Origin of the sequence: Hydrogenophaga sp. RAC07, assembly GCF_001713375.1 — a bacterium.
In the GTDB taxonomy this organism is placed as follows: Bacteria; Pseudomonadota; Gammaproteobacteria; order Burkholderiales; family Burkholderiaceae_C; genus Hydrogenophaga.
In genome coordinates this window covers 3,614,476-3,637,983 of the sequence record NZ_CP016449.1, presented here as the reverse complement: position 1 = coordinate 3,637,983, position 23,508 = coordinate 3,614,476, and the positions used below count along the sequence as shown (strand labels likewise).

Annotated in this window: 24 protein-coding genes; 8 read left to right on the top strand and 16 right to left on the bottom strand. The window is 67.2% G+C overall.

Annotated features, from left to right (window positions below; genetic code table 11):
* Nucleotides 1-20 precede the first annotated feature (20 nt).
* On the top strand, nucleotides 21-518 hold the full coding sequence (locus BSY239_RS17005) for a GAF domain-containing protein (RefSeq protein WP_069047838.1): 498 nt from the start codon (nucleotides 21-23) through the stop codon (nucleotides 516-518).
* A 79-nt stretch (nucleotides 519-597) separates the two neighbouring features.
* Nucleotides 598-849, top strand: a complete 252-nt coding sequence (locus tag BSY239_RS17000) for a hypothetical protein (RefSeq protein WP_069047837.1) — start codon at nucleotides 598-600, stop codon at nucleotides 847-849.
* A gap of 9 nt (nucleotides 850-858) precedes the next feature.
* Here BSY239_RS17000 and BSY239_RS16995 read toward each other — a convergent pair whose 3' ends face one another.
* The 12 genes from BSY239_RS16995 to BSY239_RS16940 form a co-directional block, all read right to left on the bottom strand.
* A complete protein-coding gene (locus BSY239_RS16995; RefSeq protein ID WP_335583405.1) occupies nucleotides 859-2,223 on the bottom strand; it encodes a sensor histidine kinase in 1,365 nt (454 codons plus the stop codon).
* Between the two features lie 7 nt (nucleotides 2,224-2,230).
* Nucleotides 2,231-2,935 (bottom strand): response regulator transcription factor, encoded by a 705-nt coding sequence (locus BSY239_RS16990; protein ID WP_069047836.1) that lies wholly within the window; start codon nucleotides 2,933-2,935, stop codon nucleotides 2,231-2,233.
* 309 nt (nucleotides 2,936-3,244) lie between these two features.
* The gene (locus BSY239_RS16985) at nucleotides 3,245-3,661 is read right to left on the bottom strand and encodes a hypothetical protein (protein ID WP_069047835.1); all 417 of its coding nucleotides are present in this window, start codon (nucleotides 3,659-3,661) and stop codon (nucleotides 3,245-3,247) included.
* Nucleotides 3,662-3,744: 83 nt separating this feature from the next.
* Nucleotides 3,745-4,650 (bottom strand): mechanosensitive ion channel family protein, encoded by a 906-nt coding sequence (locus BSY239_RS16980; RefSeq protein ID WP_069047834.1) that lies wholly within the window; start codon nucleotides 4,648-4,650, stop codon nucleotides 3,745-3,747.
* Nucleotides 4,651-4,717: 67 nt separating this feature from the next.
* Nucleotides 4,718-6,100, bottom strand: a complete 1,383-nt coding sequence (gene otsA / locus BSY239_RS16975) for an alpha,alpha-trehalose-phosphate synthase (UDP-forming) (protein WP_069047833.1) — start codon at nucleotides 6,098-6,100, stop codon at nucleotides 4,718-4,720.
* Nucleotides 6,101-6,111: 11 nt separating this feature from the next.
* A complete protein-coding gene (locus BSY239_RS16970; RefSeq protein WP_069047832.1) occupies nucleotides 6,112-7,941 on the bottom strand; it encodes a glycoside hydrolase family 15 protein in 1,830 nt (609 codons plus the stop codon).
* A complete protein-coding gene (gene otsB, locus BSY239_RS16965) occupies nucleotides 7,938-8,678 on the bottom strand; it encodes a trehalose-phosphatase (protein WP_069047831.1) in 741 nt (246 codons plus the stop codon). Before otsB ends, BSY239_RS16970 begins: the two co-directional genes overlap by 4 nt.
* A 106-nt stretch (nucleotides 8,679-8,784) precedes the next feature.
* A complete protein-coding gene (locus BSY239_RS16960; protein ID WP_069047830.1) occupies nucleotides 8,785-10,077 on the bottom strand; it encodes a multifunctional CCA addition/repair protein in 1,293 nt (430 codons plus the stop codon).
* A gap of 26 nt (nucleotides 10,078-10,103) precedes the next feature.
* Entirely contained in the window at nucleotides 10,104-10,793 is a 690-nt protein-coding gene (locus BSY239_RS16955; RefSeq protein WP_069047829.1) for a glutathione S-transferase family protein, read from the bottom strand.
* An 88-nt stretch (nucleotides 10,794-10,881) separates the two neighbouring features.
* The gene (locus BSY239_RS16950) at nucleotides 10,882-11,208 is read right to left on the bottom strand and encodes a metal-sensitive transcriptional regulator (protein ID WP_083240037.1); all 327 of its coding nucleotides are present in this window, start codon (nucleotides 11,206-11,208) and stop codon (nucleotides 10,882-10,884) included.
* Between the two features lie 127 nt (nucleotides 11,209-11,335).
* Nucleotides 11,336-12,298, bottom strand: a complete 963-nt coding sequence (locus tag BSY239_RS16945) for a complex I NDUFA9 subunit family protein (RefSeq protein WP_069047828.1) — start codon at nucleotides 12,296-12,298, stop codon at nucleotides 11,336-11,338.
* Nucleotides 12,299-12,302: 4 nt separating this feature from the next.
* Nucleotides 12,303-14,288, bottom strand: coding sequence for a lytic transglycosylase domain-containing protein (locus BSY239_RS16940; protein ID WP_069047827.1), 1,986 nt, complete (start codon nucleotides 14,286-14,288; stop codon nucleotides 12,303-12,305).
* Between the two features lie 69 nt (nucleotides 14,289-14,357).
* Between BSY239_RS16940 and BSY239_RS16935 the strand changes: the two genes are divergently transcribed.
* Nucleotides 14,358-15,011: a 5-formyltetrahydrofolate cyclo-ligase gene (locus BSY239_RS16935; RefSeq protein ID WP_083240036.1), complete on the top strand. Its 654-nt coding sequence runs from the start codon at nucleotides 14,358-14,360 to the stop codon at nucleotides 15,009-15,011.
* 113 nt (nucleotides 15,012-15,124) lie between these two features.
* On the opposite strand, the gene BSY239_RS16930 is transcribed toward BSY239_RS16935, so the two are convergent.
* Together BSY239_RS16930 and BSY239_RS16925 are read right to left on the bottom strand one after the other, a co-directional pair.
* Nucleotides 15,125-16,042: a DMT family transporter gene (locus BSY239_RS16930; protein ID WP_069047826.1), complete on the bottom strand. Its 918-nt coding sequence runs from the start codon at nucleotides 16,040-16,042 to the stop codon at nucleotides 15,125-15,127.
* Between the two features lie 5 nt (nucleotides 16,043-16,047).
* Nucleotides 16,048-17,079: a LysR substrate-binding domain-containing protein gene (locus BSY239_RS16925; protein ID WP_069047825.1), complete on the bottom strand. Its 1,032-nt coding sequence runs from the start codon at nucleotides 17,077-17,079 to the stop codon at nucleotides 16,048-16,050.
* Nucleotides 17,080-17,206: 127 nt separating this feature from the next.
* Here BSY239_RS16925 and BSY239_RS16920 point away from each other — a divergent pair, with 127 nt between their 5' ends.
* Nucleotides 17,207-17,698 (top strand): DUF2917 domain-containing protein, encoded by a 492-nt coding sequence (locus BSY239_RS16920; protein ID WP_069047824.1) that lies wholly within the window; start codon nucleotides 17,207-17,209, stop codon nucleotides 17,696-17,698.
* Nucleotides 17,699-17,704: 6 nt separating this feature from the next.
* Here the strand turns inward: BSY239_RS16920 and BSY239_RS16915 are convergent, their stop codons facing one another.
* Nucleotides 17,705-18,061, bottom strand: a complete 357-nt coding sequence (locus BSY239_RS16915; RefSeq protein ID WP_069047823.1) for a TfoX/Sxy family protein — start codon at nucleotides 18,059-18,061, stop codon at nucleotides 17,705-17,707.
* A 38-nt stretch (nucleotides 18,062-18,099) separates the two neighbouring features.
* Between BSY239_RS16915 and BSY239_RS16910 the strand changes: the two genes are divergently transcribed.
* The 3 genes from BSY239_RS16910 (at nucleotide 18,100) to BSY239_RS16900 (ending at nucleotide 21,129) form a co-directional block, all read left to right on the top strand.
* Entirely contained in the window at nucleotides 18,100-18,699 is a 600-nt protein-coding gene (locus BSY239_RS16910) for a TetR/AcrR family transcriptional regulator (RefSeq protein WP_069047822.1), read from the top strand.
* Nucleotides 18,700-18,780: 81 nt separating this feature from the next.
* Nucleotides 18,781-19,761, top strand: a complete 981-nt coding sequence (locus tag BSY239_RS16905; protein ID WP_069047821.1) for an MBL fold metallo-hydrolase — start codon at nucleotides 18,781-18,783, stop codon at nucleotides 19,759-19,761.
* 87 nt (nucleotides 19,762-19,848) lie between these two features.
* Complete coding sequence (locus tag BSY239_RS16900; RefSeq protein WP_069047820.1) at nucleotides 19,849-21,129, top strand: anion transporter; 1,281 nt, start codon at nucleotides 19,849-19,851, stop codon at nucleotides 21,127-21,129.
* A 15-nt stretch (nucleotides 21,130-21,144) separates the two neighbouring features.
* Here the strand turns inward: BSY239_RS16900 and BSY239_RS16895 are convergent, their stop codons facing one another.
* Nucleotides 21,145-22,065 (bottom strand): DUF6279 family lipoprotein, encoded by a 921-nt coding sequence (locus tag BSY239_RS16895; RefSeq protein ID WP_156775522.1) that lies wholly within the window; start codon nucleotides 22,063-22,065, stop codon nucleotides 21,145-21,147.
* Here BSY239_RS16895 and glmU point away from each other — a divergent pair.
* Nucleotides 22,064-23,473, top strand: coding sequence for a bifunctional UDP-N-acetylglucosamine diphosphorylase/glucosamine-1-phosphate N-acetyltransferase GlmU (gene glmU, locus BSY239_RS16890; RefSeq protein ID WP_069047818.1), 1,410 nt, complete (start codon nucleotides 22,064-22,066; stop codon nucleotides 23,471-23,473). The genes BSY239_RS16895 and glmU overlap by 2 nt on opposite strands.
* The last annotated feature ends 35 nt before the right edge of the window (nucleotides 23,474-23,508 follow it).

Genomic DNA, 23,508 nt, shown 5'->3' with positions numbered 1-23,508 from the left:
GCCACTGTCAAAGAGTCATCATGGTCATCGCCCCCATTCCGGCCAACGAAGATGCGCGTCTTGCAGCGTTGCGAGATCTGCTTCTGCTCGATACGCTGCCCGAGGTCCGCTACAACAACATCGTCGAGTATGCGGCGGCCGAATTCAATGTGCCCATGGTGCTGATATCGCTGGTCGACAACGACCGCCAGTGGTTCAAGGCCAGCGTCGGCATGGATGTGTGCGAGACCTCGCGCGACATCTCGTTCTGCGGTCACGCCATTCTGGCGCCCGAGACCATGGTCGTGCGCGACGCCCTCGAGGACGTGCGTTTCATGGACAACCCGCTGGTGCTCGGCGAACCGCACATCCGCTTTTATGCCGGTGCCCCGTTGGTGTTGCCGGAAGGCGAGATCGTGGGCACCTTGTGCCTGCTGGACATCGAGCCCCGGCATTTCAAACCTGCCGAGCTGTCCTCCCTCGGCAAGTTGCGCTCGCTGGTGGTCGAGCAGTTGATGACCGGTGCCGTGATTGTCTGAGGCCGTGCTGGCGGGCGCCCGTCGCCCGCTGCGCTAAGCTGTGCCCGCGTCTGTTTCCTTTCTCATTCAAGGAACCACCATGAGCCAGCCATCCCTTCGCATTGCCCTTGTGTTCAACCCCGAAGACCAGACCTGGATGCGCCGCACCTCACTCGCCGTGCCCGACTACTGGCGCGGTCACGGTGTGGAGCCCATGACCGGTGACGTGTTCCGCCTCGGCGGAAGACAGTTCACTGTTCAGGGCCGCCTCTGGGAGCAGGACGGCGAGGGCACGGTGCTGCGGGTCTTTGTGGGCAGCGCGCACGCCGAGAGCGATTCGGTCTTCGGCTGAGCGCCGCGGTCAACCGAGCCGCAACACCACCCGCAGCCCGTGGGGGTTGACCCGCTCCACGCGGGCTTCACCCCCGTGCCGTCGAGCGATTTCACGCACGATGGCCAGACCCAGACCACAACCCCCGGGCATCTCACTGGCGCGCCAGAAGCGTTGGAACACATGGGCCATCTCCTCGTCGGTGAGGCCGGGGCCGTTGTCTTCCACCGCCAGCTCTGCGCCCGTGGCCCGGGCGGCCACCGTCAGCGTGACACTGCTGCCGCGGGGCGTGTAGCGCAACGCGTTGTCGATGAGGTTGGCCAGGGCTTCGCGCAGTTGCAGCGCGTCGCCTTCCAGCCGCAGGTGCTCTGCGCCCTCGTAGCCCAGGTCAACGCCCGCGGCCATCGCGCGCGGGGTCCATTCACGGGCCACGTCGCGCGTGAGTTCGGCCAGGTCCAGCGGCTCGCGCCGGGCGTGGGTTTCGTTGCGGGCGAGCGTTAGCAACTGGTGCACCAGATGGGCGCTGCGCTCCGCGCCGGTGAGCACCTTGGCCAGGCGCGCCCCGAGCACCGGATCGTGGGTTTCGCGTTGCGCCAGCTCCACCTGGCTGATGAGCCCGGCCAGCGGCGTGCGCAGCTGGTGGGCCGCGTCGTTGAGGAAGCGCTTTTCCTGCACCACGCTGCGCTCCACCTCACCCAGCAAACCGTTCACCGCCTGCACCAGCGCGTGAACCTCGCTGGGGGCCTGTGTCATGCCGATGGGCGAGAGCGCGTTGACGGAGCGGTTTTCCAGCTGGCCCGTGAGCCGCTTGAGCGGCGCCAGGCCCCGGCGAATACCGCCATACACCAGCAGGCTCAGCAGCACACCCAGACCCAGCAACGGCACCAGCAGATCGGCCACCAGTTCGCGTGCGATCTGTTGCTGCGCCGCCGTGCCCTTGGCCACCTGCACTCGCAGCGTTTGCGGCGCGCTGTCTTCGCCGTAGCTCACGTCCATGGCCACGATGCGCAGGGGCTGTCCGTCGAGCGTGGCACCGTATTGCATGGGTTCACCAAAGCGGGTGGGCGGGTTGGGTGGCGCGGGCAGGCGCGGGTTGCCCAGCAGGAACTGGCCAGGGGGTGAGGTGACCAGATAGCTCAGCGGGTCGGACGGGTCCTGTGCCAGCACGTCTTGCGCAGCGCGCGGAAAGTCGATCAACAAGCCCGAGCCGATCGGCTTGACTTGCCGGGCCAGCGCCCGCACCGATTGCATGAGCGACTGGTCAATGGCTTTTTCGGCATAGCTCAGGGCAATGCGGTAGGTGAGCAACCCGCCACCTGCCCACAGCACCAGCTGCGGCAACAGAAGCCAGAGCATCAACTGGCGGTGCAGCGACAGGAGCGAGGGTTTGCTCAAGTGCGCTCTACCCGGCGGTCTTTTCGAGCAGGTAGCCCAGACCGCGGATGTTGCGGATGTTCAGCGGGGCGCCGGCGAGCTTGCGGCGCAGGCGGTGCACATACACCTCCAACGCGTTGGACGCCAGCGCGCCGGTTTCGCCCGGCACGGCCTGCCAGGTGCTCAGCACATCGTCGCGGCTGACCACGCGCCCGCTGTGGCGCACCAACAAGTCCAGCAGTGTCCACTCGCGCGGTGTCAGGTCGATCGCTTCGTCGCCGAGCCATGCGCGTTGCAGCTGGGCGTCCAGCCGCAAGGGGTGGTTGCCGTCGTCGCCGGCTTCGCCCGCGCCGGCGTTGGCCGAGGGCAGGTTGGCCCGGCGCAGCAGGGCCTGCAGGCGGGCCTGCAGCTCGTCCAGGCTGAAGGGTTTGGTGAGGTAGTCGTCTGCGCCCGCGTTGAGCCCGGCCACGCGGTCTTCCACCCCGTCGCGCGCCGTGAGCACCAGCACGGGCAGGGCAGGCAGGCGCTCGCGCAGCGTGCGCAGCACGGTCAGGCCATCCACACGGGGCAGGCCCAGGTCGAGCACCACGCCGTCGAACGGCTCGGCCGCCAGCCGGTCCAGCGCGACCTGGCCATCCTCGGCCAGGGTGATGCGGTGACCGCCCTGCATCAGCTGGGCACTGAGCCCGTCGCGCAGGAGTTCGTCGTCTTCCACGATCAGGAGGTGTGCCATGCGTGGATTATCCGGCGCTGGCTGGCGGGGGAGCGTGGGGGCTCAAAGCGGACCCGCCGCCGGGCCGCCCCAAGGCGGGGCCAGTCCCCTCGGGGGGCAGCGGACCACGCGCAGCGGGGGAGCGTGGGGGCTCAAAGCGGACCCGCCGCCGGGCCGCCCCAAGGCGGGGCCAGTCCCCTCGGGGGGCAGCGGACCACGCGCAGCGGGGGAGCGTGGGGGCTCAAAGCGGACCCGCCGCCGGGCCGCCCCAAGGCGGGGCCAGCCCCCTCGGGGGGCAGCGGACCACGCGCAGCGGGGGAGCGTGGGGGCTCAATCGTCCTCGAGGTTCCACTGAAAGCCGCAGCGCTTGCAGCAGACCGGGACGAGGCGCTGGGCCGAGAGTCGGCGGTCCTGAACCTCCTGCAGCTTGAGCAGACCGTAGGCCTGGCACTGCGCGCAGTTGGCCTGGTTGGCCATTTCTTCGGCATGCATGAGCAGGTAGAGGTAGCGGCGCATGGACCACAGCGCAATGGCCGCGCACACGAGCACGAAGGCGGTGTTCATGAGTCTCTCGCTGGCACTGGCCCCGCGAAAGGCTTCGAAGCTGGCCATCATGGCCACCGCCGAAATCAGCGCCAGCGCCATGTGCGCGTGGCTGGACAGGAGCTCACGCTCGTACCACTTGCGAAAACCCACCCGCTGGATGCCGTCGGCCAGCGGGCGGTTGAGGGGGTTGCGAGCGGTCATGGTGGGCTCCTGATCGCCGCATGGTGTCACAGGCTTGCCGGCCCTGCCGCCAAGTGGGGCAATCGCCCGCCCGGGCGCAGGCCTCAGGCCTCGGTGAGCTGCTTCAGCGCGAACGCGGGTGCCTTGCCCTCGCGGTCCTGGCCGGCGTACACCGTCATGTGCGGGTAGGGAATCTCGATGCCGTGTTCATCAAAGGCGGCCTTCACCCGGCGCAGGTATTCGCGCTTGACGCCCCACTGCTCCAGCGGCAAGGTGCGGAAGCGGCAGCGGATGACCACCGCCGAATCGGCCAGGCTTTCCACACCGGCGATCTCCAGCTCGGCCAGAATCTTCAACTCGAAGGCGGGGTCCTTCTGCAGGTCCACCGCCACCTGACGCATCACCGTCATCACCTCGTCCACGTTCTCCCGGTAGGCCACGCCGATGTCCATCACCGCGTTGCTGAAGCCACGCGTCATGTTGATCACGGTGCTGATGTGGCCGTTGGGCACGTAGTGCACGTTGCCGTCGTAATCGCGCAGCTGCACGTAGCGCAGGGTGACCACCTCCACCATGCCGGCGTGGTCACCGAGCTTGACCACGTCACCCTGGCGGATCTGGTTTTCCAGCAGGATGAAGAAGCCGGTGAAGAAATCTTTCACCAGACTCTGCGCGCCAAAGCCCACGGCCAGCCCCACCACACCGGCCGCGCCCAGGATGGGGGCGACCGACACGCCGAGTTCGGCCAGCACCAGCATGACGGCGATCAGGCTGACCACCACCGTGGCGAGGTAGCGGAACACGCGGCCCAGGGTTTCGGCGCGCTTGGTCGATTCGCGGTCGTCCATGCGGCTGGCGATGCGCTCGCGCAGGGTGCGGATGCCGCGCTGCAGGACCGCGATCAACACCCAGGCAGCCACCATGATGAGGGTCACGCGCAGCAGCGTGGTGGCGGCTCCGCCCAGGCTGGCCCACCAACGGGCGGCGGTTTCAATCAGGGTGTCGTTCATGGTGTCCTCCGTTCGTGAAAAGGAAAAGCTCGCGCCGGCCGGCAGGCCAACGCGAGCGGGTGGGGGTTTACGGGGCGGGAATCGCGGCCAGCGCGTCGAGGAAGCTTTCGCGCCACCAGTGCACGTCTTGCTCGCGAATGCCGGCCAGCAGCGCCTGGTGGCGGCGCAGGCGTTCTTCCAGCGGCATCTGCAAGGCGCGCTGGATCGTCTCGGCGGTGCGGGTGGTGTCGTATGGATTCACCAGCAAGGCCGCATGCATTTGCTCGGCCGCACCGGCAAAGCGCGAGAGCACCAGCACGCCCGGATCGGTGGGGTCCTGCGCGGCCACGAATTCCTTGGCCACCAGGTTCATGCCGTCGCGCAGCGGCGTGACCAGCGCCACACTCGCCGCGCGGTACAAGCCCGGCAGGCGCTTGCGCGCCACGTTGCGGTGGATGTAGCGCACCGGCATCCAGTCCAGTTCACCGAAGTTGCCGTTGATGGCGCCGCACAGGCTTTCCAGCTCCTGGCGCAAGGCGGCGTAGGCGTCGACCGATTCACGGCTGGGCGCGGCGATCTGGATGAGCGTGGCGCTGCCCAGGTTTTCCGGGTAGGCCTGCAGCAGCTGGCGAAAGGCCTTGAGCCGTTGGGGCAGGCCCTTGGAATAGTCCATGCGTTCCACACCCAGCAGCAGCCGCCGGCGCGAATACTCGTTGCGCATTTGCGTGTACATCTCCTGGGCGTCGGGCGCCTTGCCGAGCTCGATGAACTCGTCCACATCGATGCCGATCGGGAAGGCCTGCACCTGCAGCGTCTTGCCGAAGGCGCGGAACTCGTGTTCACCCAGGATGTCCGCGCCGGTCTCTGTGCCCACGTATCGCGAAAAGTGCGCCACGTCGGATTCACTCTGCAGACCCACCAGGTCGTAGGCGAACAGCGAGCGCATCAGCCAGTCGTGTTCGGGCACGGCGGCCAGCATCAGTGGTGGCGGCATGGGAATGTGCAGAAAGAAGCCCATGCGTTGCTGGCAGCCCATGGCGCGCAGTTCGGCGGCCAGCGGGATGAGGTGGTAGTCGTGCACCCAGATCACGTCGTCGGGCCGCAGCAGGCTGGCCAGCTTGTGCGCCATCATCTGGTTCACCCGCCGGTAGCCGCCGATGTAGCCAGCGTCGAAGTCGGCGAGATCCAGGCGGTAGTGGAACACCGGCCAGAGCACACCGTTGCTGTAGCCCAGGTAGTAGCTGTCGTGGTCTTCGCGGCTCAGGTCCACGGTGGCCAGCTGCACCTTGCCGGCGGTCTGCAGGTGCAGGTCGCCTTCGCCCGGTGTGCCGTCCTCCACGATCTTGCCGCTCCAGCCGAACCAGAGCCCGCCCGACGCTTCGAGTGCCTGGCCCACGGCCACTGCGAGGCCACCCGACGCTGCCTTGCGCGGGTCGGCCACGCGGTTGGAGACGATGACGAGGCGGCCCATCTTCTTCGCCGTCAAATGACGGAGTCCCAAGGTGCCGACAGTCGCACCGCCGCGTTGATGATGCCCACCATCGAGTAGGTCTGCGGGTAATTGCCCCACATCTCGCCGGTGGTAGCGTGGGTGTCTTCGGACAGCATGCCCAGCGGGTTGCGCGCGACCAGCATGGTTTCGAAGATGGCGCGCGCCTCGGCTTTGCGGCCGGTGCGGGCCAGCGCATCGATGCGCCAGAAGGTGCAGACGTTGAATGCGGTTTCGGGTTTTCCGAAGTCGTCGGCCCCCTCGTAACGGCGCATGTAGGGGCCGTCGCACAGGTGTTCTTCGAGGGCTGCCAGCGTGGACACGAAGCGTGGGTCCATCGGGTCGATGAAACCCACCTCGACCATGAGCAACACACTGGCGTCCAGATCGCGCCCACCGAAGCTCTCGGTGAAGGCCTGGCGCTCTTCGCTCCACGCTTCACGCAGGATGCGATCGCGCATCACGGCGGCGCGGTTGACCCAGTGCAGGGCGCGGTCGGGCAGGTCGATCATGCGGGCGATCTTGGCCAGGCGGTCGCAGGCGGCCCAGCACATCAGTGCCGAGCTGGTGTGCACACGGGCCCGGGTGCGAAGCTCCCACATGCCGGCGTCGGGTTGGTCAAAAATGCGCACCGCCTGTTCGCCCACCACTTCCAGCCGCTCGAACTCGGCCAGGCCCGCCGGATGCAGCAGGCGTTTGTCGTGAAAGGCCTGCGCGGCCGCCAGCACGATGTTGCCGTACACGTCGTGCTGGAAATGTTCCTGCGCCTGGTTGCCCACACGCACCGGGCCCATGCCGCGGTAGCCGGGCAGCGTCTCGCAAATGCGCTCAGGCAGCTCGCGTTCCAGGCCAATGCCATGCAAGGGCTGGATGTGGCCGCCGGCATCGCCGTCCCTGGCACCCACCACCACGTTGGACAACCAGCGCAGGTAGTCCTCCAGCGTGCCGACCTCGGCCAGGCTGTTGAGCGCGCGCACCACAAAAAACGCATCGCGCAGCCAGCAGTGGCGGTAGTCCCAGTTGCGCTGGCTGCCCGGGGCTTCGGGAATGCTGGTGGTCATGGCGGCCACGATCGCGCCGGTGTCTTCGAACAACGAGAGCTTGAGCGTGATGGCCGCGCGGATCACGGCTTCCTGCCATTCCAGCGGCAGCGCCAGGCGCTGGCTCCAGCCGCGCCAGTAGGCCAGGGTCTCCCGCTCGAAATGGCGCGCGGTGTCCCCGATGCCGCTTTCCAGCGTTTCGTCCGGGCCGAAGATGAAGTTGAGTTCGCGCGTGAGCAGAAACGGTTCGCGTGCGAGCACGTGGCTGATGGACGCGTCGGTGTGCAGGCGCAGGGTTTGTGCATCGCCCACGTAGCGGATGTGGTGGCTGCCCGAGGTGATGCGCGGAGCTTGCGCGCCCCAGTCACAGCGTGGTTTCAGCGTGATGCGGATGCGCGGCGCACCCTTGAGCGGGCGCACACGCCGCACCAGCTGCGTCGGCCGGAAATAGCGGGCACGCGAGAGAAAACGCGGCGCAAAGTCGGTGATGGAAATCCCCTGTGCCTGGCTGTCCCACAGCTCGGTCGCGAGCACGGCGGTGTTGGGTTCGTAGCGTTGGGTGGCCTCCACCATGTCTTCGAGTTCGATTGCCCAGGATCCCGTTTCGGCATCGGGGCCGCCCAGCAGCGCGTGAAACACCGGGTCGCCGTCAAAGCGCGGCAGGCAGCTCCACACCACACGGCCGTGCGGATCGATCAGCGCGCTGAAAGCACAGTTGCCCACCACGCCGAGGGAGAGCGAGGGAGCAGCGGGCGGCGCGAAACCGTTCTTGGCGAGGGTCATGTGTGGATCAAAGGGGTCTGGAGGGCGTCCGCGAGCCAGGCTCGCAGGGCTTCGGGGCTCTCGCACCGGTGCAGGGCACAACTCGTGCCCGCGCCGACCTTGATGCCGGCACCGCCCAGGCGCTGCACCACGGCGAAGCCGGCTTCGTCGGTCACGTCGTCGCCGGCGAACACCGGCAAGCGGCCGGCAAAGGGCGCCTCGTTCATGAAAGCCTGGATGGCCAGGCCTTTGTTGACGCCCACCGACTTGACCTCGATCACGGCCTTGCCTCGCAGCAGCTGAAGGCCGCTTGCCTTGTCGATGGAGCGCGCCAGGGTTTCCACGCACAGCGCTTCGAGCGAGGGCGCCAGGCGAAAGTGCAACGCCATCGAGGTCTGTTTGATTTCGAGCAGCAAGCCGGCGTGTCGCGACACCAGGTGCTGCGCGGCAGCCACGGCGCGGTCCAGCCCGGGTGGGCGCAGGGCAGCCGCGTCGCCGTGCGCCGACACGCGCAACGCCCCGTGCTCGAACGCGGCTGGCCAACGCCAGGGGGACAGCATGGGTTCGATGTCTTCGCGGGCGCGGCCAGTCACCAGCGCCAGTGCGCCGTTCAGGTGGGCATGCAGGCTGTCGAGCAGGCGCGCGAGGTCTCCGGGCACGTCCACCGCATCGGGCCGGGGTGCCAGATCGGCCAAGGTTCCATCGAAGTCCAGAAAGAGTGCTGACCTTTGCGTCAGCAGCGTGGGCAATGGTCTCATCAGCCAGACACCGTAACACGCGTGGCGTGTGCAAGGCCAGCCCGGCGGCATACCCCACCTTCAGGGTGCGAAGTTTTTCAGCCCGCTTGACGGATGCGGAACGTGCTCAATCGCCAGCAGGGGCGGGGTCTGCGGCGCCGAGACCACGGGCGACCGCGGCGACGCGCGCCTTGTGGATCTGTTCGCCCACTTTCGGGCCACTGAGGCCATCGGCCTGTGCCTGCGCGGCGATGCCGGCCGTGTTCACCGACTGCGCCCACACCAGCGCCTGCGCGAGCCGATCGCGTTGGGGATAGGCGATCTCGCCCATGCCCAGCCGTCCGCGCGCATCGCATTCGCAGGCCAGCAGCACCTCGTGAAAACGCGCCGGCTTGCGCAGCGCGTCGCAGCGTTCGAGCAGCCGCACCAGTGCGGCGGCACCGAGCGTTTCGCTGCGGTGGATGTTGCCGTGTTCGCGTGCCACCACGTCGGCCAGTTCGCGGCAGTCCACCGGCACCCGCAGCCGCTCGCACACGCCCTTGAGCAGGCGCGCGCTGCGCTCCTCGTGGCCGATATGGCGTGGCAGCACATCGGCCGACGTGGTGCCCTTGCCGAGGTCGTGGCCCAGGCAGGCAAAGCGCACCGTGAGCGGCGCGGCCAGGCGTGCGCTCATGTCGAGCACCATCATCAGGTGCACACCGGTGTCGATCTCGGGGTGGTACTCGGCGCGCTGCGGCACGCCCCAGAGGCGGTCGACCTCGGGCAGCAGGCGCTTCAAGGCACCGCAGTCGCGCAGCACGTCGAACATGCGGCTGGGACGCTGCTCCATCAGCCCACGTGCGAGCTCCTGCCACACCCGCTCGGCCACCAGGTGGTCGACCTCACCCTGCGCCACCATGTTTCGCATCAAGGCCAGTGTTTCGGCCGCCACGGAAAAGTCGGGAAAACGCGCGGCAAAGCGCGCCAGCCGCAGGATGCGCACCGGGTCTTCGGTGAAGGCGTCTGTCACGTGGCGCAGCACGCGGTGCTGCAGGTCGTGCTGGCCGTTGTGCGGGTCGATGATCCGTGCACGCGCCGGATCGTCGGCCTCGCTGGCCGCCACCGCCATGGCGTTGATGGTGAGGTCGCGGCGCGCCAGGTCGTCTTCCAGCGTCACGCCGGGTTCGGCGTGCACCACGAAGCCCCGGTAGCCGGGCGAGGTCTTGCGCTCGGTGCGGGCCAGCGCGTACTCCTCGCGCGTGGTGGGGTGCAGGAAGACGGGAAAGTCGCGGCCCACGGGCAAGAAGCCTTGTTGCACCATGGCCTCGGGTGTGGTGCCCACCACCACCCAGTCGCGGTCGACGTGCGATGCCTCGGATGCGCCTGCATCGCGCACCATCAACGCATCGCGCACCGCTCCACCGACGAGATAGGTTTTCATCCCGCCGAGTTTAGGCGCGGCCCTTGTCAGCGTCCGAGTCGATACGGCTCGTCGAAGTCGATGAAGTCGTGCTCGGTCAGTGCGTCGTCGATCCAGGCTTTCACGCCCGGCAGTGCACACACCCGGTCGACATAGGCCATCAGGTCTGCCGGCAAGGGCAGTTCGTAGGTCTTGATGCGCATGCACACCGGTGCGAAGTAGGCGTCCGCGATGCTGAAGTCACCGAACAGCAGGGCCCCGGCCGGTTGTGCCGCGAGCAGTTCGCTCCACAGGCCCCCCAGGCGAGCCATGTCGGCGCGCACGGCCGGTTTGTCGCGCCAGATCAGGCGGCCGATCTCGGGCAGTGAAGCTTCGATGTTCATGGGGCAATGGGTTCGCAATGCGCTGAAGCCGCTGTGCATCTCGGCGCAGACGCTGCGTGCGCGGGCCCGGGCTTTGACGTCGGCGGGCCACAGCTGCTTGTCGGGAAAACGCTCGGCGAGGTACTCGGCAATCGCCAGCGTGTCCCAGATGGCGAAGCCATCGTCCACCAGCACCGGCACCTTGCCCAAAGGGTTCACGGCACGAAGGCGCTTCTTGAAGACGGAGTCGATGTCGAACGAGTCGAAGCGGATCATGACCTCGTCGAACGGGATGCCCGCCTGTGTCAGGAGCACCCAGGGTCGCATGGACCAGGACGAGTAGTTCTTGTTGCCGACGTAAAGCTGCAATGCCATGGGGCCTCCTGAAAGAGCCCCATGGTACGGACTTCGGTTGGGCGAATTGATGCCGAAATCGCCCCGGATTGATCCGCAGCGGCCGAGCTCAGGCGTATTTTTCGAGGATCCGGGTGGAGCGTTCGACTTCGCGGAAGGTGTGCACCTCCGATTCGGAAGACGAAACCGCCTCCATCACCGAGGTGGCCATCATGCGGTAGAAGGCCTTGTCCATCGCCTTGCGCGCCGCTGCCATCTGCTGGGCCACGTCTTCGCAGGAGCGGCCGTCTTCGACCATGTCGATCAGGCCACGCACCTGACCTTCGATGCGTTTGAGTCGGTTGATCACATCGCGCTGGTGTTCGGTGCGGTAGCCCGGGCTGTTGGTGGCTGCGCTGGCGCGGCGGGAGGGAGGCTTCACGCTGGTGTCGTTCATGGGTGTCCTCGGGTTGGAGTTGTACTCTGTACGGTTTAATGTAAGCTCGAAAAACACCCTGAAAAATGACACCTTGGTGTTATTTATAGAAGAAAGAATCAGATAAAAGTCACACTTCATTCCACTTTCAAACGGCAGGTGGCCGCCCGCCCTGCCGGAATGCCAGCAGCTTGCTGCGGCCACCTCGCCGCCCGAGGTAGGTGGGGGCGACGGAGTGCACGCTGGCGGGCGCGATGCCCAGCGAGGACAGTCCGGGCCACTGCTGGGTGGCCACGTTGTCGACCGACATGGCGTCCAGGTTGTCGCGGCTCATCAGCGGCTCACCGGGCATGAGCTCCATCACCCCGGCTTGCAGCCGCGCCAGCGCGGCAGGCAGCGGCAGCACCGGGCGCTGCCGGCTTCCGTATCGGCCCGCGATGCCCACGAGTTCGGCCAAGGTCAACACATCGGGTCCGGCGCATTCGAAGGTCTGACCCACCGTGCTCCGGGGCAGTCCCTGGTCGGCCAGGCAGACCGCCACCGCAGTGGCCACGTCTTCCACCCACACGGGTTGAAAGCGGGCGCCCGCGCTGGCCAGGGGCACCACCGGAAAGATCGACTGCAGGTCGGCAAACACGTTGAGAAAGCGGTCACCCGAGCCAAAGATCACGCTGGGGCGAAGCACGGTGAGGTCCAGCCCGGCGCCGCGCAGCACCTCTTCGCCGCGCGCCTTGCTGCGCTGGTAGCGTGATGGTCCGTCCAGGCTCACGCCCAGCGCGCTGATGTGCACCAGGCGGCGCACGCCATCGGCCACACAGGCTTCCGACAGGGCGAGCGGCAACTCCACGTGCACACGTTCGAACGCTTCTTCGGTGCCGTGCAGGATGGCGATCAGGTTGACCACCGCATCGTGGCCGTTCACCAACGCCAGCAACTGGGCGGGGTCGTGCACGTCGGCCTCGACCACGGTCACACGGGGCAGGTGCTGAACAGCGGCCGCCTTGATGGCGCGGCGCGTGGGCACCGTGACGCGCCAACCCTGGCGGTGCAGCTTTTCGCAAACGTGGCGGCCGACAAAACCGGTACCACCCAGAACGAGGATGTTTTTCATGGGATCAGGGAAGGTCTTTGTTGATGGTGGCTTCGCCGCTCAAGCGTGGGCCCACCGTGCCCAGGCGCGCACGCAAGGACTGCGGCTGACCCGTGATCAGCGCGGCGTAGCTGGTGGTGTTGGCCAACACCTTTTTGACGTAGTCGCGCGTTTCCTCGAACGGGATGTTCTCGGCCCAGACCTCGCCGGGCAGCACCGGTCCGTTGCGCCAGTTGCGCGGGCGTCCCGGCCCGGCGTTGTAGGCGGCAGCGGCCATGGGCAGTGAACCCTCGAAGTCGTCGAGCGCGAGCTTGAGGTAGGCGGTGCCGATGAGGATGTTGGTGTCGCGCTCCGTGATCTGGACCGGGCGGAAATCGGTCAGGCCGATCTTGCGGGCGGTCCAGCGCGCAGTGGCGGGCATCACCTGCATGAGACCGGAGGCGCCCACGCCGGAACGTGCGTCGGTGACGAAGCGGCTTTCCTGGCGGATCAGGCCGTACACATACGCCGGGTCGAGCCCGATCTCGCGCGAGCGGCTCACCACGGCCGAGCGGTGCGGCGTGGGAAAACGCTGGGCGTGGTCTTGCGCGGTCGGCGTGCGCAGGCTGGTGTTGATGCAGCGGTCCCACAGCTCGGCTTCGCAGGCCAGGGCCGCAGCGGCCAGCAGCTCTCGCTCGGCCATGCCGCCGGCATCGTGCAGGCCAATGGTGTAGTTCCACTCGCGCACGCCTTCGCTGCGCAGGCCCAGCCGCATGGCGATCAACGCGCGGCGCAGCCCCGGGTTGCGTTGGGCGGCCGTGGTTTCCTCTGCCGTGAGGGGTGCAGGGGCGGGTGGCGTGGTGATCTGGCGGCCGAGGTCTTCGAGTGCGAGCTGTTCGTAGAAGCCGCGCTCGGAGGCGATGGATTCGAGCAGCGCGCGGGCCTGTGCGTTGGCCGTGGGAACGTCGGGCAGCTTGAGCGCCTGCAGGGCGCGCGCTTTCCAGTAGATCCAGTCGGGCTGGTTTTGATTCGGCTCGGTCATGGCGGCGATCGCATCGCGCACGTGGCCCCAGGCGCCAGCCCGCATGCCGGCGCGCGCTTTCCATTCCAGGTGGTCGTCGTGCATGTGCCGGTCTTCGCCGTTGACGAAGTACGCCAGCGCCTGCGTTTCCAGCTTCTGCGCCGAGCGTTTGCCGATCACGCCCCAGACCCAGCTGCGTTCTTCGGTGGTGAGCTGCGCTTTCCAGCGGGTGCGGTCCATCTCCTGCGCGGCAGCGCCCGGGTCGTTGAACGCGAGCCGGATGATGGCCAGGGTCACCAGTTCCTTGGTGCGCGGGCGGATGGCGGTGATCTTTTCATCCAGATACTTGGCGGGGTCCTTGGCCACGGTGTCCACCATGGCCGCCCAGTCGGGGTCGATCAGCCCCACGGCCTGGCTGGCCACGCGAGGGCGGTTGGCGTCCATGGCCAGGCGCGCGCGTTGCCAGGCGGCCTCGGGTTTGAGGTGGCCGCTGCTGAGCAGCGACTGCGCCGCGGTGGCACAACCGTCGTCGGCTTCGCGCTGCGCGTGCCACAGGGTGCGCACGCGCTCGGCGGCCAGCTCGGGCGGCATGCGGCCGCTGGCGGCGTCGATCATCAAGGCGTAACAACTCACCTGCCGGTCGTCGTTCATGCGGAAACGTGGCAGCTCGGCGGAGAAGTTCGTCCAGTCGCGCGCTCGGCCCAGCAGCAGCAGCCAGTCGTTGCGCAGCCGGTCTTCCCAGTAGGTGCCGGGCATGCGGTCCAGGGCGGCGCGGATGTCGCCCGCCGTAGCCGTCTCCAGCCGCGCCTTCATGTCCCAGTAGATCGCGAGGGGTTCGAGCGCGTGCCCGCGCACGGCGGGCAACAGGTTGGTGAGCTGGGCGGTGTTGTTGCGGCGAAAGGCTTCGCGCATCTCGAGCAAGGTGGCGTCACCGCCGGTGCTGCTTTGTGCGTGCGCCAGTCCCGGCAACACCAGCACGGCCATAATGAACCGCAGAACCCACCGGTGCATGCCTCGCATGTCCGTTGTGTTCTGCGCTCTTGATCCCTGTTTCACACCAACCTGTTTCATGCGTTGATTATGGACACCAAAGACGGCCAGAGTTCCCCTCCACCCCACAGGAAACAGGCCGAAGGATCAACGGCGGCAGCCCTGAAAACCGAATGGCGCAAGGCCCTGGTTGAAAAGCGCCTGGGCCTGGCCGATCGCAGCTTTCGCAACGACATGCTGCAGCGGGTCATGCGGGTCTGGCTGATCGAACGGCCCGACGCGGTGATCGGTGCGTACTGGCCCATCAAGGGCGAGTTCGATCCCTTGCCGGCTCTGTTCCGATGGCAGGAAGCCGGGCTCGAAGAAGACGCACAAGGCGCGCAAAAGCTGCGCCGCATCGGCTTGCCCGTGGTCAACAAGGTCGACAAGACGCTGACCTTCTACACCTGGTACCCGGGCTGCCCGATGGAGGAAGACGCCTACGGCATTCCCAAGCCCAAGGACACCGAGATCGTGGTGCCGACCTTGATCTTTGTGCCCTGCGTGGGGTATGGGCCGGGTGGTTACCGGCTGGGCTACGGCGGTGGTTTCTACGACCGCACCCTGGCCAGTCTGCAGCCCAAACCCTTCACCGTCGGCTTGGGATACGACTTTGCCTACCTGCCTCACTTGCAGCCCGAGGCGCACGACATGCCTCTGGACGCGATCTTGTCCGACACCGGGGTCATGTGGCCTGAGCGGTAAGGCCTCCACGCTCCCCCGCTCCGCGAGGTCCGCAGCCCCAGGACAGGGAAGGGCCCCGGTCCTTGCCGGGTCCGCGGGGGCTGTTTCGGCTTGGGGCGGCCCGGCGCCGAAGCCTAGGGATGCTCCGCATTCGCGTGCACCTCGGTGATGCGCTTCTCGCGCCGCACCAGGTAGAGCCCGCTGCCGACGATGATGGCGGCGCCCAGCCAGGTGTGTGAGGCCGGCAGGCTCTGCCAGATCAACCAGTCAAGCCCCAGGCCCCAGGCCAAGGCGCTGTACTCGAACGGTGCTACCGCGGAGGCCTGGCCATGGCGAAAGGCTTCGGTGATGGCGAGCTGGCCGCAGAAGCCGGTGATGGCCAGGGCCAGCAGCAGTGGCGCGTCGTTGCGCTGGATGGCCACCCAGTCGGGCCAGGCGAGGGCTCCTGCCCCCACCGACATCAGCACCATCATCCACAGCACCATGCTCTCGCTGCTGTCGGTGCGACTCGCCAGGCGGCCGGTGACGGCGGCCACGGCGTAGCACAGCGCCGCGCCCAGGGTGGCCAGGCCCCCCACGGTGACGAAGCCGCTCTGCAGGTCTTCGCCGCTGGGGCGCAGCGCAATCAGCACACCGATGAAACCGATGCCGATCAACCACCAGTGCGCCGCGGGCACCCGTTCCTTGAGCACCGGCACAGACAGCATGGTGATCAGCAGTGGCGAAATGAAGAACAGCGTGTACGCGGCCGACAGCGGCAATTCGCGCACGCCCAACGTGAACAGCGAGAGCATGGCGATGCCGAGCACGCCGCGCAGCAGGTGCAGCGGCCAGCGCACCTTGAAGACGGTGTGCCAGGCGCCGCGCCACGCGATGTAAAGCAGCACCAGCGGCATCGCGGTCATGCCGCGCAGCGCGGCGATCTGCAGCACCGGGTAACGCGCCGACAGCGTCTTGAGCACCGCGTCCATGAGCGCAAAAAAGCCCACCGCGACGAGCATGAAGACGATGCTGCGCAGGTTGCCGGCGGCGAGGTGACGGGGTGTCGGCATCGGCTTCAGTCCATCTGGTCAACTGTGTCGGGATCGGGCACATCGCCGATGGCCTCTCGCGTGGCGGCGGCCTGCAGCAGCAGCCAGTCGCAAAACGCCTTGACCTCGGGCCGGTGCACGCTGCGCGGCGCGACCATCATCCAGTACACCAGGGGCGAATCCAGCCGCGTGTGGGGCAGTGGCTCCACCAGCGCGCCGCTGGCCAGGCTCTCGGCCACCAGGGGCAGGCGCGCGAGCGCCACACCCTGACCGGTGAGCGCGGCCTGCACGATCTGGTTGGCGTAGTTGAAGTACATCCATCGCTGCGGCGAGAGCTTGGCCGGTGGCGCGCTGGCACGCGTGCGTTTGCCCGAACCAGCAACCGGTTGAGCGCCGAAGGTGTCGAGCCAGCGTTGCCAGGTGAGCCATTCGAGATGGCGTGTGCGGTGTGCGTCGCCGGCTTCGATCAGCGCGCATTTCGACAGGTCTTCGATGCTTTTGATCGGGTGCGTCTTGAGCAGCCACGGGCTGGCCACGGGTGTGAGTTGTTCGCCAAAGAGCCGTTGCGCGCTGGCGGGAATGCCTTGCGGCACTGCGTAACGCAGCGCGAGGTCCACGTCGGAGGTGGCCAGGTCCACCGCGTTGTCGGTGGCGTCGATGCGGATGTCGATGTCGGGGTGGTCGCGTTGAAAGGCCTCCAGCCGCGGAATCAACCACATCGAGGCGAACGAAGCCCAGGTGGTGATGGCCACACTCTTGCGCCCGGCGCTCTGGCGGATTTGTCGCACGCTCGCATCAATGCGCTCCAGTGCGGAAGCCGCCGCGCGCAGCAACTGCGAGCCCGCGCTGGTGAGTTCGACCGCACGCGTGTGGCGCAGGAACAGGGCCGTGCCGACTTCGTCTTCCAGCGCCTGGATCTGTCGGCTGACCGCGCTCTGCGTCAGCGAAAGTTCTTCGGCGGCCGCACGGAAATTGAGGTGGCGTGCCACCGCCTCGAAGGCACGCAGGTGGCCTGCGGCAATCGGTCGCGTGCGGGGATGGCTGCTGGTCAGCTGCATGGCGGTGCTCCGGACATTGATGCGGTTATCGAATCAATAGCTTAGCGCGCTTTCATTGGACGGCGAAGGGGCGAAGCGCGAGCATTGGCTCCCAGGATGAGCTTCATCCCTTCTCAGGAGTCCCGCCATGAACACCCTCTCTGCACACACCGCTTCCGCTCAACACAGCCGCATGCCCGCCCGTGGCTGGCGGCTGGACACGCGCCGCGCGATGAGCCTGCGCCCGCAGGTGCCGAGCCGCCTGCACATCACCCAGGGCCGCGCCTGGGTGACGCTGGGCCAGGCGCCCAAGGGTGCGGCCAACGAGTCGGGCGATCTGGTGTTGAACGCCGGTGAAAGCCTGACGGTGCCGGCCGGGGCGCGCGTGGTCATGGAACCCTGGCAGCCCGGCGCCGGACCGGTGCGCTTCGACTGGTGCGCCGAGCCCGAGGCCCTCTCCCGGGAAGAGGCCGGCCGGTTCGGCCGCGAGGTGGTGACGCCTTCGCGCGAACTCGGGGTTGCGCTGGGGCAGGCCGGTCTGGCGTTCGCGCGCCTGGTGCGCGGGGTATTCGGCTACAGCGAATTCCTGGTGGCAGGCCGGGGCCGTGTGTTGACGCCCTACGAATCCAATCAACCTTGAGCCAGCCTATCTGCGCGTTCGCCGCTTCGGCTTGCGCGCAGCCACCGCAGCCTCCAGCGCCAGCCGCGCCCACGGCAGCATGAGCGCCGGCGATTCCAGCGCTTCATCGGGGGGCGTGAAGTAGTTGAGCTTCATCGCCTTGCCCTTGGCCTCGTAGACGAAGGGCCGTCCACCGGCTGCTAGCCAACGCGCTTCGGTGTCGGTGTTGGTCTTGAGGAACAGCGTGTCCCAGGCAATGATCGCGATGTTCATGCCGTCGGTGGAGATGCCCCAGCCGCCGAACATGCGCCTGGCCACGCATGGCCCCACGCCCGAGAGCAGCTCGCAGGCGTGCAACGCAAAGGGATCGACCGGCTTGACCATGACGCCATCTTAGAAGCCTGGTCCGGCAGAATGCGCCGATGGCCCGACCCAAATCCGCATCTCACGACCTCAAGCGCGACGAAATCCTTGACGTCGCAGCCAACTGTTTTGCACGTCAGAGCTTCCCCGCCGCCAGCATGAACGACATCGCCGCGGCCTGCGGCACCAGCAAGGCGCGCCTCTACCACTACTACGAGAGCAAGGAGGCGATCCTGTTCGACCTGCTCGACCGCTACACCCAGCGCCTGCTCGCGCTCATCGGCGAATCGGAGGCGCGTGCGCAGCGCAAGAACCTGAGCGAACGTGATGCCTTGAGCGAACTGGTGCGCGCCTTCCTGGTCGAGTACGAAACCTCGGCCACGCGCCACGTGGCCCTGGTGTCCGACACCAAGTTCCTCGGCGAGCTGCAGCGCGAACTCATCCTGAACCGCCAGCGCGACGTGGTGGCCGCGTTCACCCGTTTCCTCAAACGCGCCTACCCCGAGCGCGTGACGCCGGCCAACCAGACCGCGCTGACCATGATGCTGTTCGGCATGATCAACTGGACCTTCACCTGGCTGCGCCCCGGCGGCCCCATGAGCTACAGCGCCTTTGCCGACGAGGTGGTGGCCGTGATCGAGGGCGGTTTGAGCGGCTGATTTCCCTGTTGCTGCGATTTACCCATGCGTAACTGATTTCGTTTAGGTAAAATCCGGCGCTTCCCCCACTTGGAGACCGCCATGAGCAAAGCATTCGCCTCCCAGGCCGACCTGGACGACAAGAAGACCACCTTTGAGCAGCTCAGCCCGCACTGCTGGGCCTACACCGCCGAAGGCGACCCGAACTCGGGCGTGATCATTGGCGAAAAATTCATCATGGTCAGCGACGCCACCGCCACACCGGCCATGGCGAAAGACCTGATCAAGCACATCCGCACCGTCTCCGACAAACCCATCAAGTACGTGCTGCTGACCCACTACCACGCCGTTCGCGTGCTGGGCGCGAGTGCCTACCTGGCCGAAGGTGCCACCGAAGTGATCGCCAGCCGCGGCACGTACGAACTCATCGTGGAGCGCGGCGCACAGGACATGCAGAGCGAGATGGAGCGCTTCCCGCGCCTGTTCCGCGGCGCCGACAGCGTGCCCGGCCTGACCTGGCCCACGATGGTGATCGGCGACGGCAAGCCCGGTCGCCAGGGCAGCCTGGAAGTGGACCTGGGCGGCGTGAAAGTCAGCATCTGGCACCCGGGCCCGGGCCACACGCGCGGCGACACGATCGCCTGGGTGGAAGAAGAAAAGGTGCTGTTCAGCGGCGACCTCGTGGAATACGAAGCCGGCGTCTACACCGGCGACGCCCAGCTGGAAGAATGGCCCGCCACGCTCGAAGCCCTGCGCGCGCTCAAGGCCGAATACATCGTGCCGGGCCGGGGCGAAGCCATGAAGGGCAACGCCGATGTGAACAAGGCGCTGGACTACACCCACCGCTGGGTGACGACGCTGTTCCAGGCCGGCAAGGAAGCCGCCGCAGCCGGCATGGACCTCAAGACCGCGATGGCCCACACCCGCAAGAGCATGGACCCGGTGTTCGGCCACGTGTTCATCTACGAACACTGCCTGCCGTTCGACGTGAGCCGTGCTTACGACGAAGCCAAGGGCATCAAGAACCCGCGCATCTGGACCGCCGAGCGGGACCAGGAGATGTGGAACGCGCTGCAGGCCTGAGCCCGCAGCCCACCGCAGAACAAGCCGCCTTCGGGCGGCTTTTCTTTTGCGGCAGGCTACGATCCGCTGCGTTCATCCTCGCCGCCCATGCCCACCACCGTTCTCCATCACACCGCCTCCGACTGGAGCGTTGTCGCCGTCTTTGCGATCGTCTACCTCGGCATGTTCCTCGGCGGTCTGCCGCGCCTGAAGCTGGACCGTTCGGGTGTGGCGCTGCTCGGCGCCATCGCGGTGATTGCGCTGGCCGGGTTGCCGTTGGAAGACGCAGCGCGCGCGATCGACCTGCCCACCATCGTGTTGTTGTTCGCGTTCATGGTGGTGTCGGCGCAGATGCGGTTGGGCGGGTTTTACGCTGCGGTGACGCGCCGCGTGGGCGCCATGCCGCTGCCGCGAAGCGGTTTGCTCGCGGCGCTCATCCTCGTGGCGGGCGTGCTGTCGGCGGTGTTTTCCAACGACATCGTGTGCCTGGCCATGACGCCGGTGGTGGCGCGGCTCTGCCTGAAACGCGGCCTCGACCCACTGCCCTTTCTGATCGGCCTGGCCTGCGCGGCCAACATCGGATCAGCCGCGACCCTGATCGGCAATCCGCAGAACATGCTGATCGGCTCGGTGCTGCAGCTGCCGTTCGGTGGGTATGTGCGGCAGGCGCTGCCGCCTGTGGTGATCGGGCTGGTGCTGCTCTGGTTGTGGCTGGCCTACGGGCCGGGTGCGAAGGCGGGGAGCCCTCACCCCGGCCCTCGCCCGCCAGCGGGAGACGGAGCGAACACCCTGGGTGTTGAAGAGCCCGCGTTTGATGCATGGCAGACCACCAAGGGGCTGTTGGTGGCCGGTGCCCTGCTGCTGATCTTTCTCTTCACCGCCTGGCCGCGCGACGTGGCTGCGCTGGTGGGGGCAGGCGTGTTGCTGCTGAGCCGGCGGCTGCACACCTCGCATTTCATGGGCCTGGTCGACTGGCCGCTGCTGATCCTGTTCATGGGCCTGTTCGTGGTGAACCACGCGTTTGAATCCACCGGCCTGGCGGCACAGGCCGTGGCCTGGCTGGGTGCTCAGGGCGTGGTTCTCACCGACCCCGGACCGCTGCTGGTGGCCAGCGCCTTGCTCTCCAACCTGGTGTCCAACGTGCCTGCCGTGATGCTGTTGCTGCCGCACCTGGGCGGCAGTGGCGAGCAGGCCGGTGTGATGCTGGCACTGGCGACGACGTTTGCCGGCAACCTGCTGCTCGTGGGCTCGATCGCCAACCTGATCGTGGCCGACCTGGCCCGGCAACAAGGCATCGAGATCGACTGGAAGCGGCATGCGGTCACAGGCATTCCGGTGACGCTGGCCACGCTGGCCGTGGTGTGGGCGTGGATGCGGTTTGCGGGCTGACAGGCCGCGCGCGTGTCAGCGTTGTGCGCTCAGCACCCGCAGGTCGTTTTCGTAGTCCTTGAGCACGCGCACGGCGTGGGCACGCTGCTCGGGCGAGGTCGCGTTGTGCAACTGGGCGAACTGGGCGCAGCCCTGGCGCACCAGCTCGTCCGCATAAGCCTTGTAGCCCGGCGTGGGCGACTGGCCGATGCGAGCGATGTGGCCGCGCACGCGTTCGGTGGCGGTGTCGGGTGCGGCCTGGGCTTCTTTCACCGTTTGCAACAGGTCGGTCTGTCGGCGCAGCCGCTCGGCCTGGGTGCGCTGCGGGTCGAATGGAGACGCCTTGATGTTGTTGCGCAGCAGTTCCTTTTGTGCCGCGTTCAGCGTGCCGTAGAGCATTTCGCTGCGGCCCAGCGCGCGGTCATAGCGCTTTTCGATGCGCGCTTCTGCAGACGCTTGAAGGAAGTCGTCGGCAAACTCTTCATTGCTCTTGGCCTGGCGGCTCTTGAGGTGCTCCAGCTGGGCCGCGTCGAGTTGCAGTGCCAGGCGCGCCATGGGTTGCACGCTGGCATCGGCAGCACGGTCGATGCGCTGGCGGATCACGTCGAACTCGGCGCACACCTGTGCGCCTGTGATGTCCTGGGACGCCATGGATTGCCAGCGCTGCAGCAGTCCGGCGTACACCGGCAATTCGTTGGTGCGGTGCCATTGAAAGAAGGCGTTGATGTCGCCGCGCACCGGGGTCGACTGGCCATTGTTGAAGTCGACGTGGCTGTCGAGCCACCAATAGGTGGCGTTGTGCGCCTGGTTGTAGGCCAGTCGTGTCGCGGTGCAGGCCGAGAGGGTCGCGGCCATGATCACCAGCGCACAGACCTTGCTCACCCTGAGGGCGATAATCCGGCGCACGTGAGGCCCGGCAAGAACGCCGCGCAACGATTCCCCGAAAGAGGTGTTCATGTCGTTCCCTGTGGATGTGGTGGTGATGGCGGCCGGCAAGGGCACGCGCATGAAAAGTCAGCGGCCCAAAGTGTTGCACCGTTTGGGCGGGCGCGCACTGGCCCAGCACGTGATCGACTGTGCCGCGCGGTTATCGGCGCGCTCGGTGGTGGTGATCACCGGTCACGGCGCCGAGCAGGTGGAGGCCGGCCTGCAGGCGCCCGCCACCACCGCGCTGCGCTTCGTGCGCCAGGAGCCGCAGCTCGGCACCGGCCATGCGGTGCAGCAGGCGGTTCCTGTGCTGGCGGACGATGGCGTTGTGCTGATCCTCAACGGAGACGTGCCCTTGATCGGGCAAGCCACGCTGGAAACCTTGCTGCAGGCGTGTGACGGGCAGCACCTCGCGCTGTTGAGCGTGGACACGGGTGGCGATGCCACCGGCTATGGCCGAATCGTGCGCTCCGTGGATGCGGATCGATCGGTCCACGCCATCGTGGAGCACAAGGATGCCAATGAAGCGCAACGGCGCATCACCGAGTGGTACAGCGGTGTCATGGCGGCGCCGGCCTCCCTGCTCAAGTCCTTGCTCAAAGACCTGACCAACGACAACAGCCAGCGCGAGTACTACCTCACCGACGTGGTCAAGCACGCCGTGGCGCAGGGCTTGGTGGTGCGTGCTGTCACCACGTGCGATGCGGTCGAGGTGGCGGGTGTGAACAGCCCGGTGCAGCTCGCCGAGCTGGAGCGCGCCTGCCAGCGGCGCGTGGCCGATGTGCTGATGGAACAGGGCACACGCCTGGCCGATCCGGCACGCCTGGACGTGCGGGGCGAACTGGTGTGCGGACAGGACGTTGAGATCGATGTGAACTGCGTGTTCGAAGGACGCGTGCAGCTGGGCGACGGCGTGCGCGTCGGCGCGAATTGCGTCATCGCCAACGCCGTGATCGAGACCGGCGCGGTGATCCATCCGTTCACGCACATCGACGGTGAAAAACTCGGTGTGAAGGTGGGGCCCGGTGCGCTGGTGGGCCCGTTCGCGCGGCTGCGGCCCGGTGCCGATCTGGGCGCCGAGGTGCACATCGGCAACTTCGTGGAAGTGAAAAACAGCACCCTGGCCGCGGGTGCCAAGGCCAACCACCTGGCCTACCTGGGCGACGCCACCGTGGGCGAGCGGGTCAACTACGGCGCCGGCAGCATCACGGCCAACTACGACGGCGCCAACAAGCACCGCACCGTGATCGAGGCCGACGTGCACGTGGGCAGCAACTGCGTGCTGGTGGCCCCCGTGACCATCGGTGCGGGCGGCACGGTGGGCGGTGGCTCCACCATCACCAAGGACACCGCGCCCGGCGCGCTGTCGGTGGCGCGGGGCAAACAGGTGGCGATTGCCAACTGGCAGCGGCCCCGGAAAAAGAAACAGGCTCCCTGAGGAGCCTGCCGAGTGGTCGGGATGGGAGGCGGCCG

Coding starts and splice junctions, on each gene's coding strand:
- BSY239_RS17005 (WP_069047838.1), top strand. CDS start 21: ATGGTCATCGCCCCCATTCCGGCCAACGAAGATGCGCGTCTTGCAGCG.
- BSY239_RS17000 (WP_069047837.1), top strand. CDS start 598: ATGAGCCAGCCATCCCTTCGCATTGCCCTTGTGTTCAACCCCGAAGAC.
- BSY239_RS16990 (WP_069047836.1), bottom strand. CDS start 2,935: ATGGCACACCTCCTGATCGTGGAAGACGACGAACTCCTGCGCGACGGG.
- BSY239_RS16985 (WP_069047835.1), bottom strand. CDS start 3,661: ATGACCGCTCGCAACCCCCTCAACCGCCCGCTGGCCGACGGCATCCAG.
- BSY239_RS16980 (WP_069047834.1), bottom strand. CDS start 4,650: ATGAACGACACCCTGATTGAAACCGCCGCCCGTTGGTGGGCCAGCCTG.
- otsA (WP_069047833.1), bottom strand. CDS start 6,100: ATGGGCCGCCTCGTCATCGTCTCCAACCGCGTGGCCGACCCGCGCAAG.
- BSY239_RS16970 (WP_069047832.1), bottom strand. CDS start 7,941: ATGACCCTCGCCAAGAACGGTTTCGCGCCGCCCGCTGCTCCCTCGCTC.
- otsB (WP_069047831.1), bottom strand. CDS start 8,678: ATGAGACCATTGCCCACGCTGCTGACGCAAAGGTCAGCACTCTTTCTG.
- BSY239_RS16960 (WP_069047830.1), bottom strand. CDS start 10,077: ATGAAAACCTATCTCGTCGGTGGAGCGGTGCGCGATGCGTTGATGGTG.
- BSY239_RS16955 (WP_069047829.1), bottom strand. CDS start 10,793: ATGGCATTGCAGCTTTACGTCGGCAACAAGAACTACTCGTCCTGGTCC.
- BSY239_RS16950 (WP_083240037.1), bottom strand. CDS start 11,208: ATGAACGACACCAGCGTGAAGCCTCCCTCCCGCCGCGCCAGCGCAGCC.
- BSY239_RS16945 (WP_069047828.1), bottom strand. CDS start 12,298: ATGAAAAACATCCTCGTTCTGGGTGGTACCGGTTTTGTCGGCCGCCAC.
- BSY239_RS16940 (WP_069047827.1), bottom strand. CDS start 14,288: ATGCACCGGTGGGTTCTGCGGTTCATTATGGCCGTGCTGGTGTTGCCG.
- BSY239_RS16935 (WP_083240036.1), top strand. CDS start 14,358: ATGGACACCAAAGACGGCCAGAGTTCCCCTCCACCCCACAGGAAACAG.
- BSY239_RS16930 (WP_069047826.1), bottom strand. CDS start 16,042: ATGCCGACACCCCGTCACCTCGCCGCCGGCAACCTGCGCAGCATCGTC.
- BSY239_RS16925 (WP_069047825.1), bottom strand. CDS start 17,079: ATGCAGCTGACCAGCAGCCATCCCCGCACGCGACCGATTGCCGCAGGC.
- BSY239_RS16920 (WP_069047824.1), top strand. CDS start 17,207: ATGAACACCCTCTCTGCACACACCGCTTCCGCTCAACACAGCCGCATG.
- BSY239_RS16915 (WP_069047823.1), bottom strand. CDS start 18,061: ATGGTCAAGCCGGTCGATCCCTTTGCGTTGCACGCCTGCGAGCTGCTC.
- BSY239_RS16910 (WP_069047822.1), top strand. CDS start 18,100: ATGGCCCGACCCAAATCCGCATCTCACGACCTCAAGCGCGACGAAATC.
- BSY239_RS16905 (WP_069047821.1), top strand. CDS start 18,781: ATGAGCAAAGCATTCGCCTCCCAGGCCGACCTGGACGACAAGAAGACC.
- BSY239_RS16900 (WP_069047820.1), top strand. CDS start 19,849: ATGCCCACCACCGTTCTCCATCACACCGCCTCCGACTGGAGCGTTGTC.
- glmU (WP_069047818.1), top strand. CDS start 22,064: ATGTCGTTCCCTGTGGATGTGGTGGTGATGGCGGCCGGCAAGGGCACG.
- BSY239_RS16895 (WP_156775522.1), bottom strand. CDS start 22,065: ATGAACACCTCTTTCGGGGAATCGTTGCGCGGCGTTCTTGCCGGGCCT.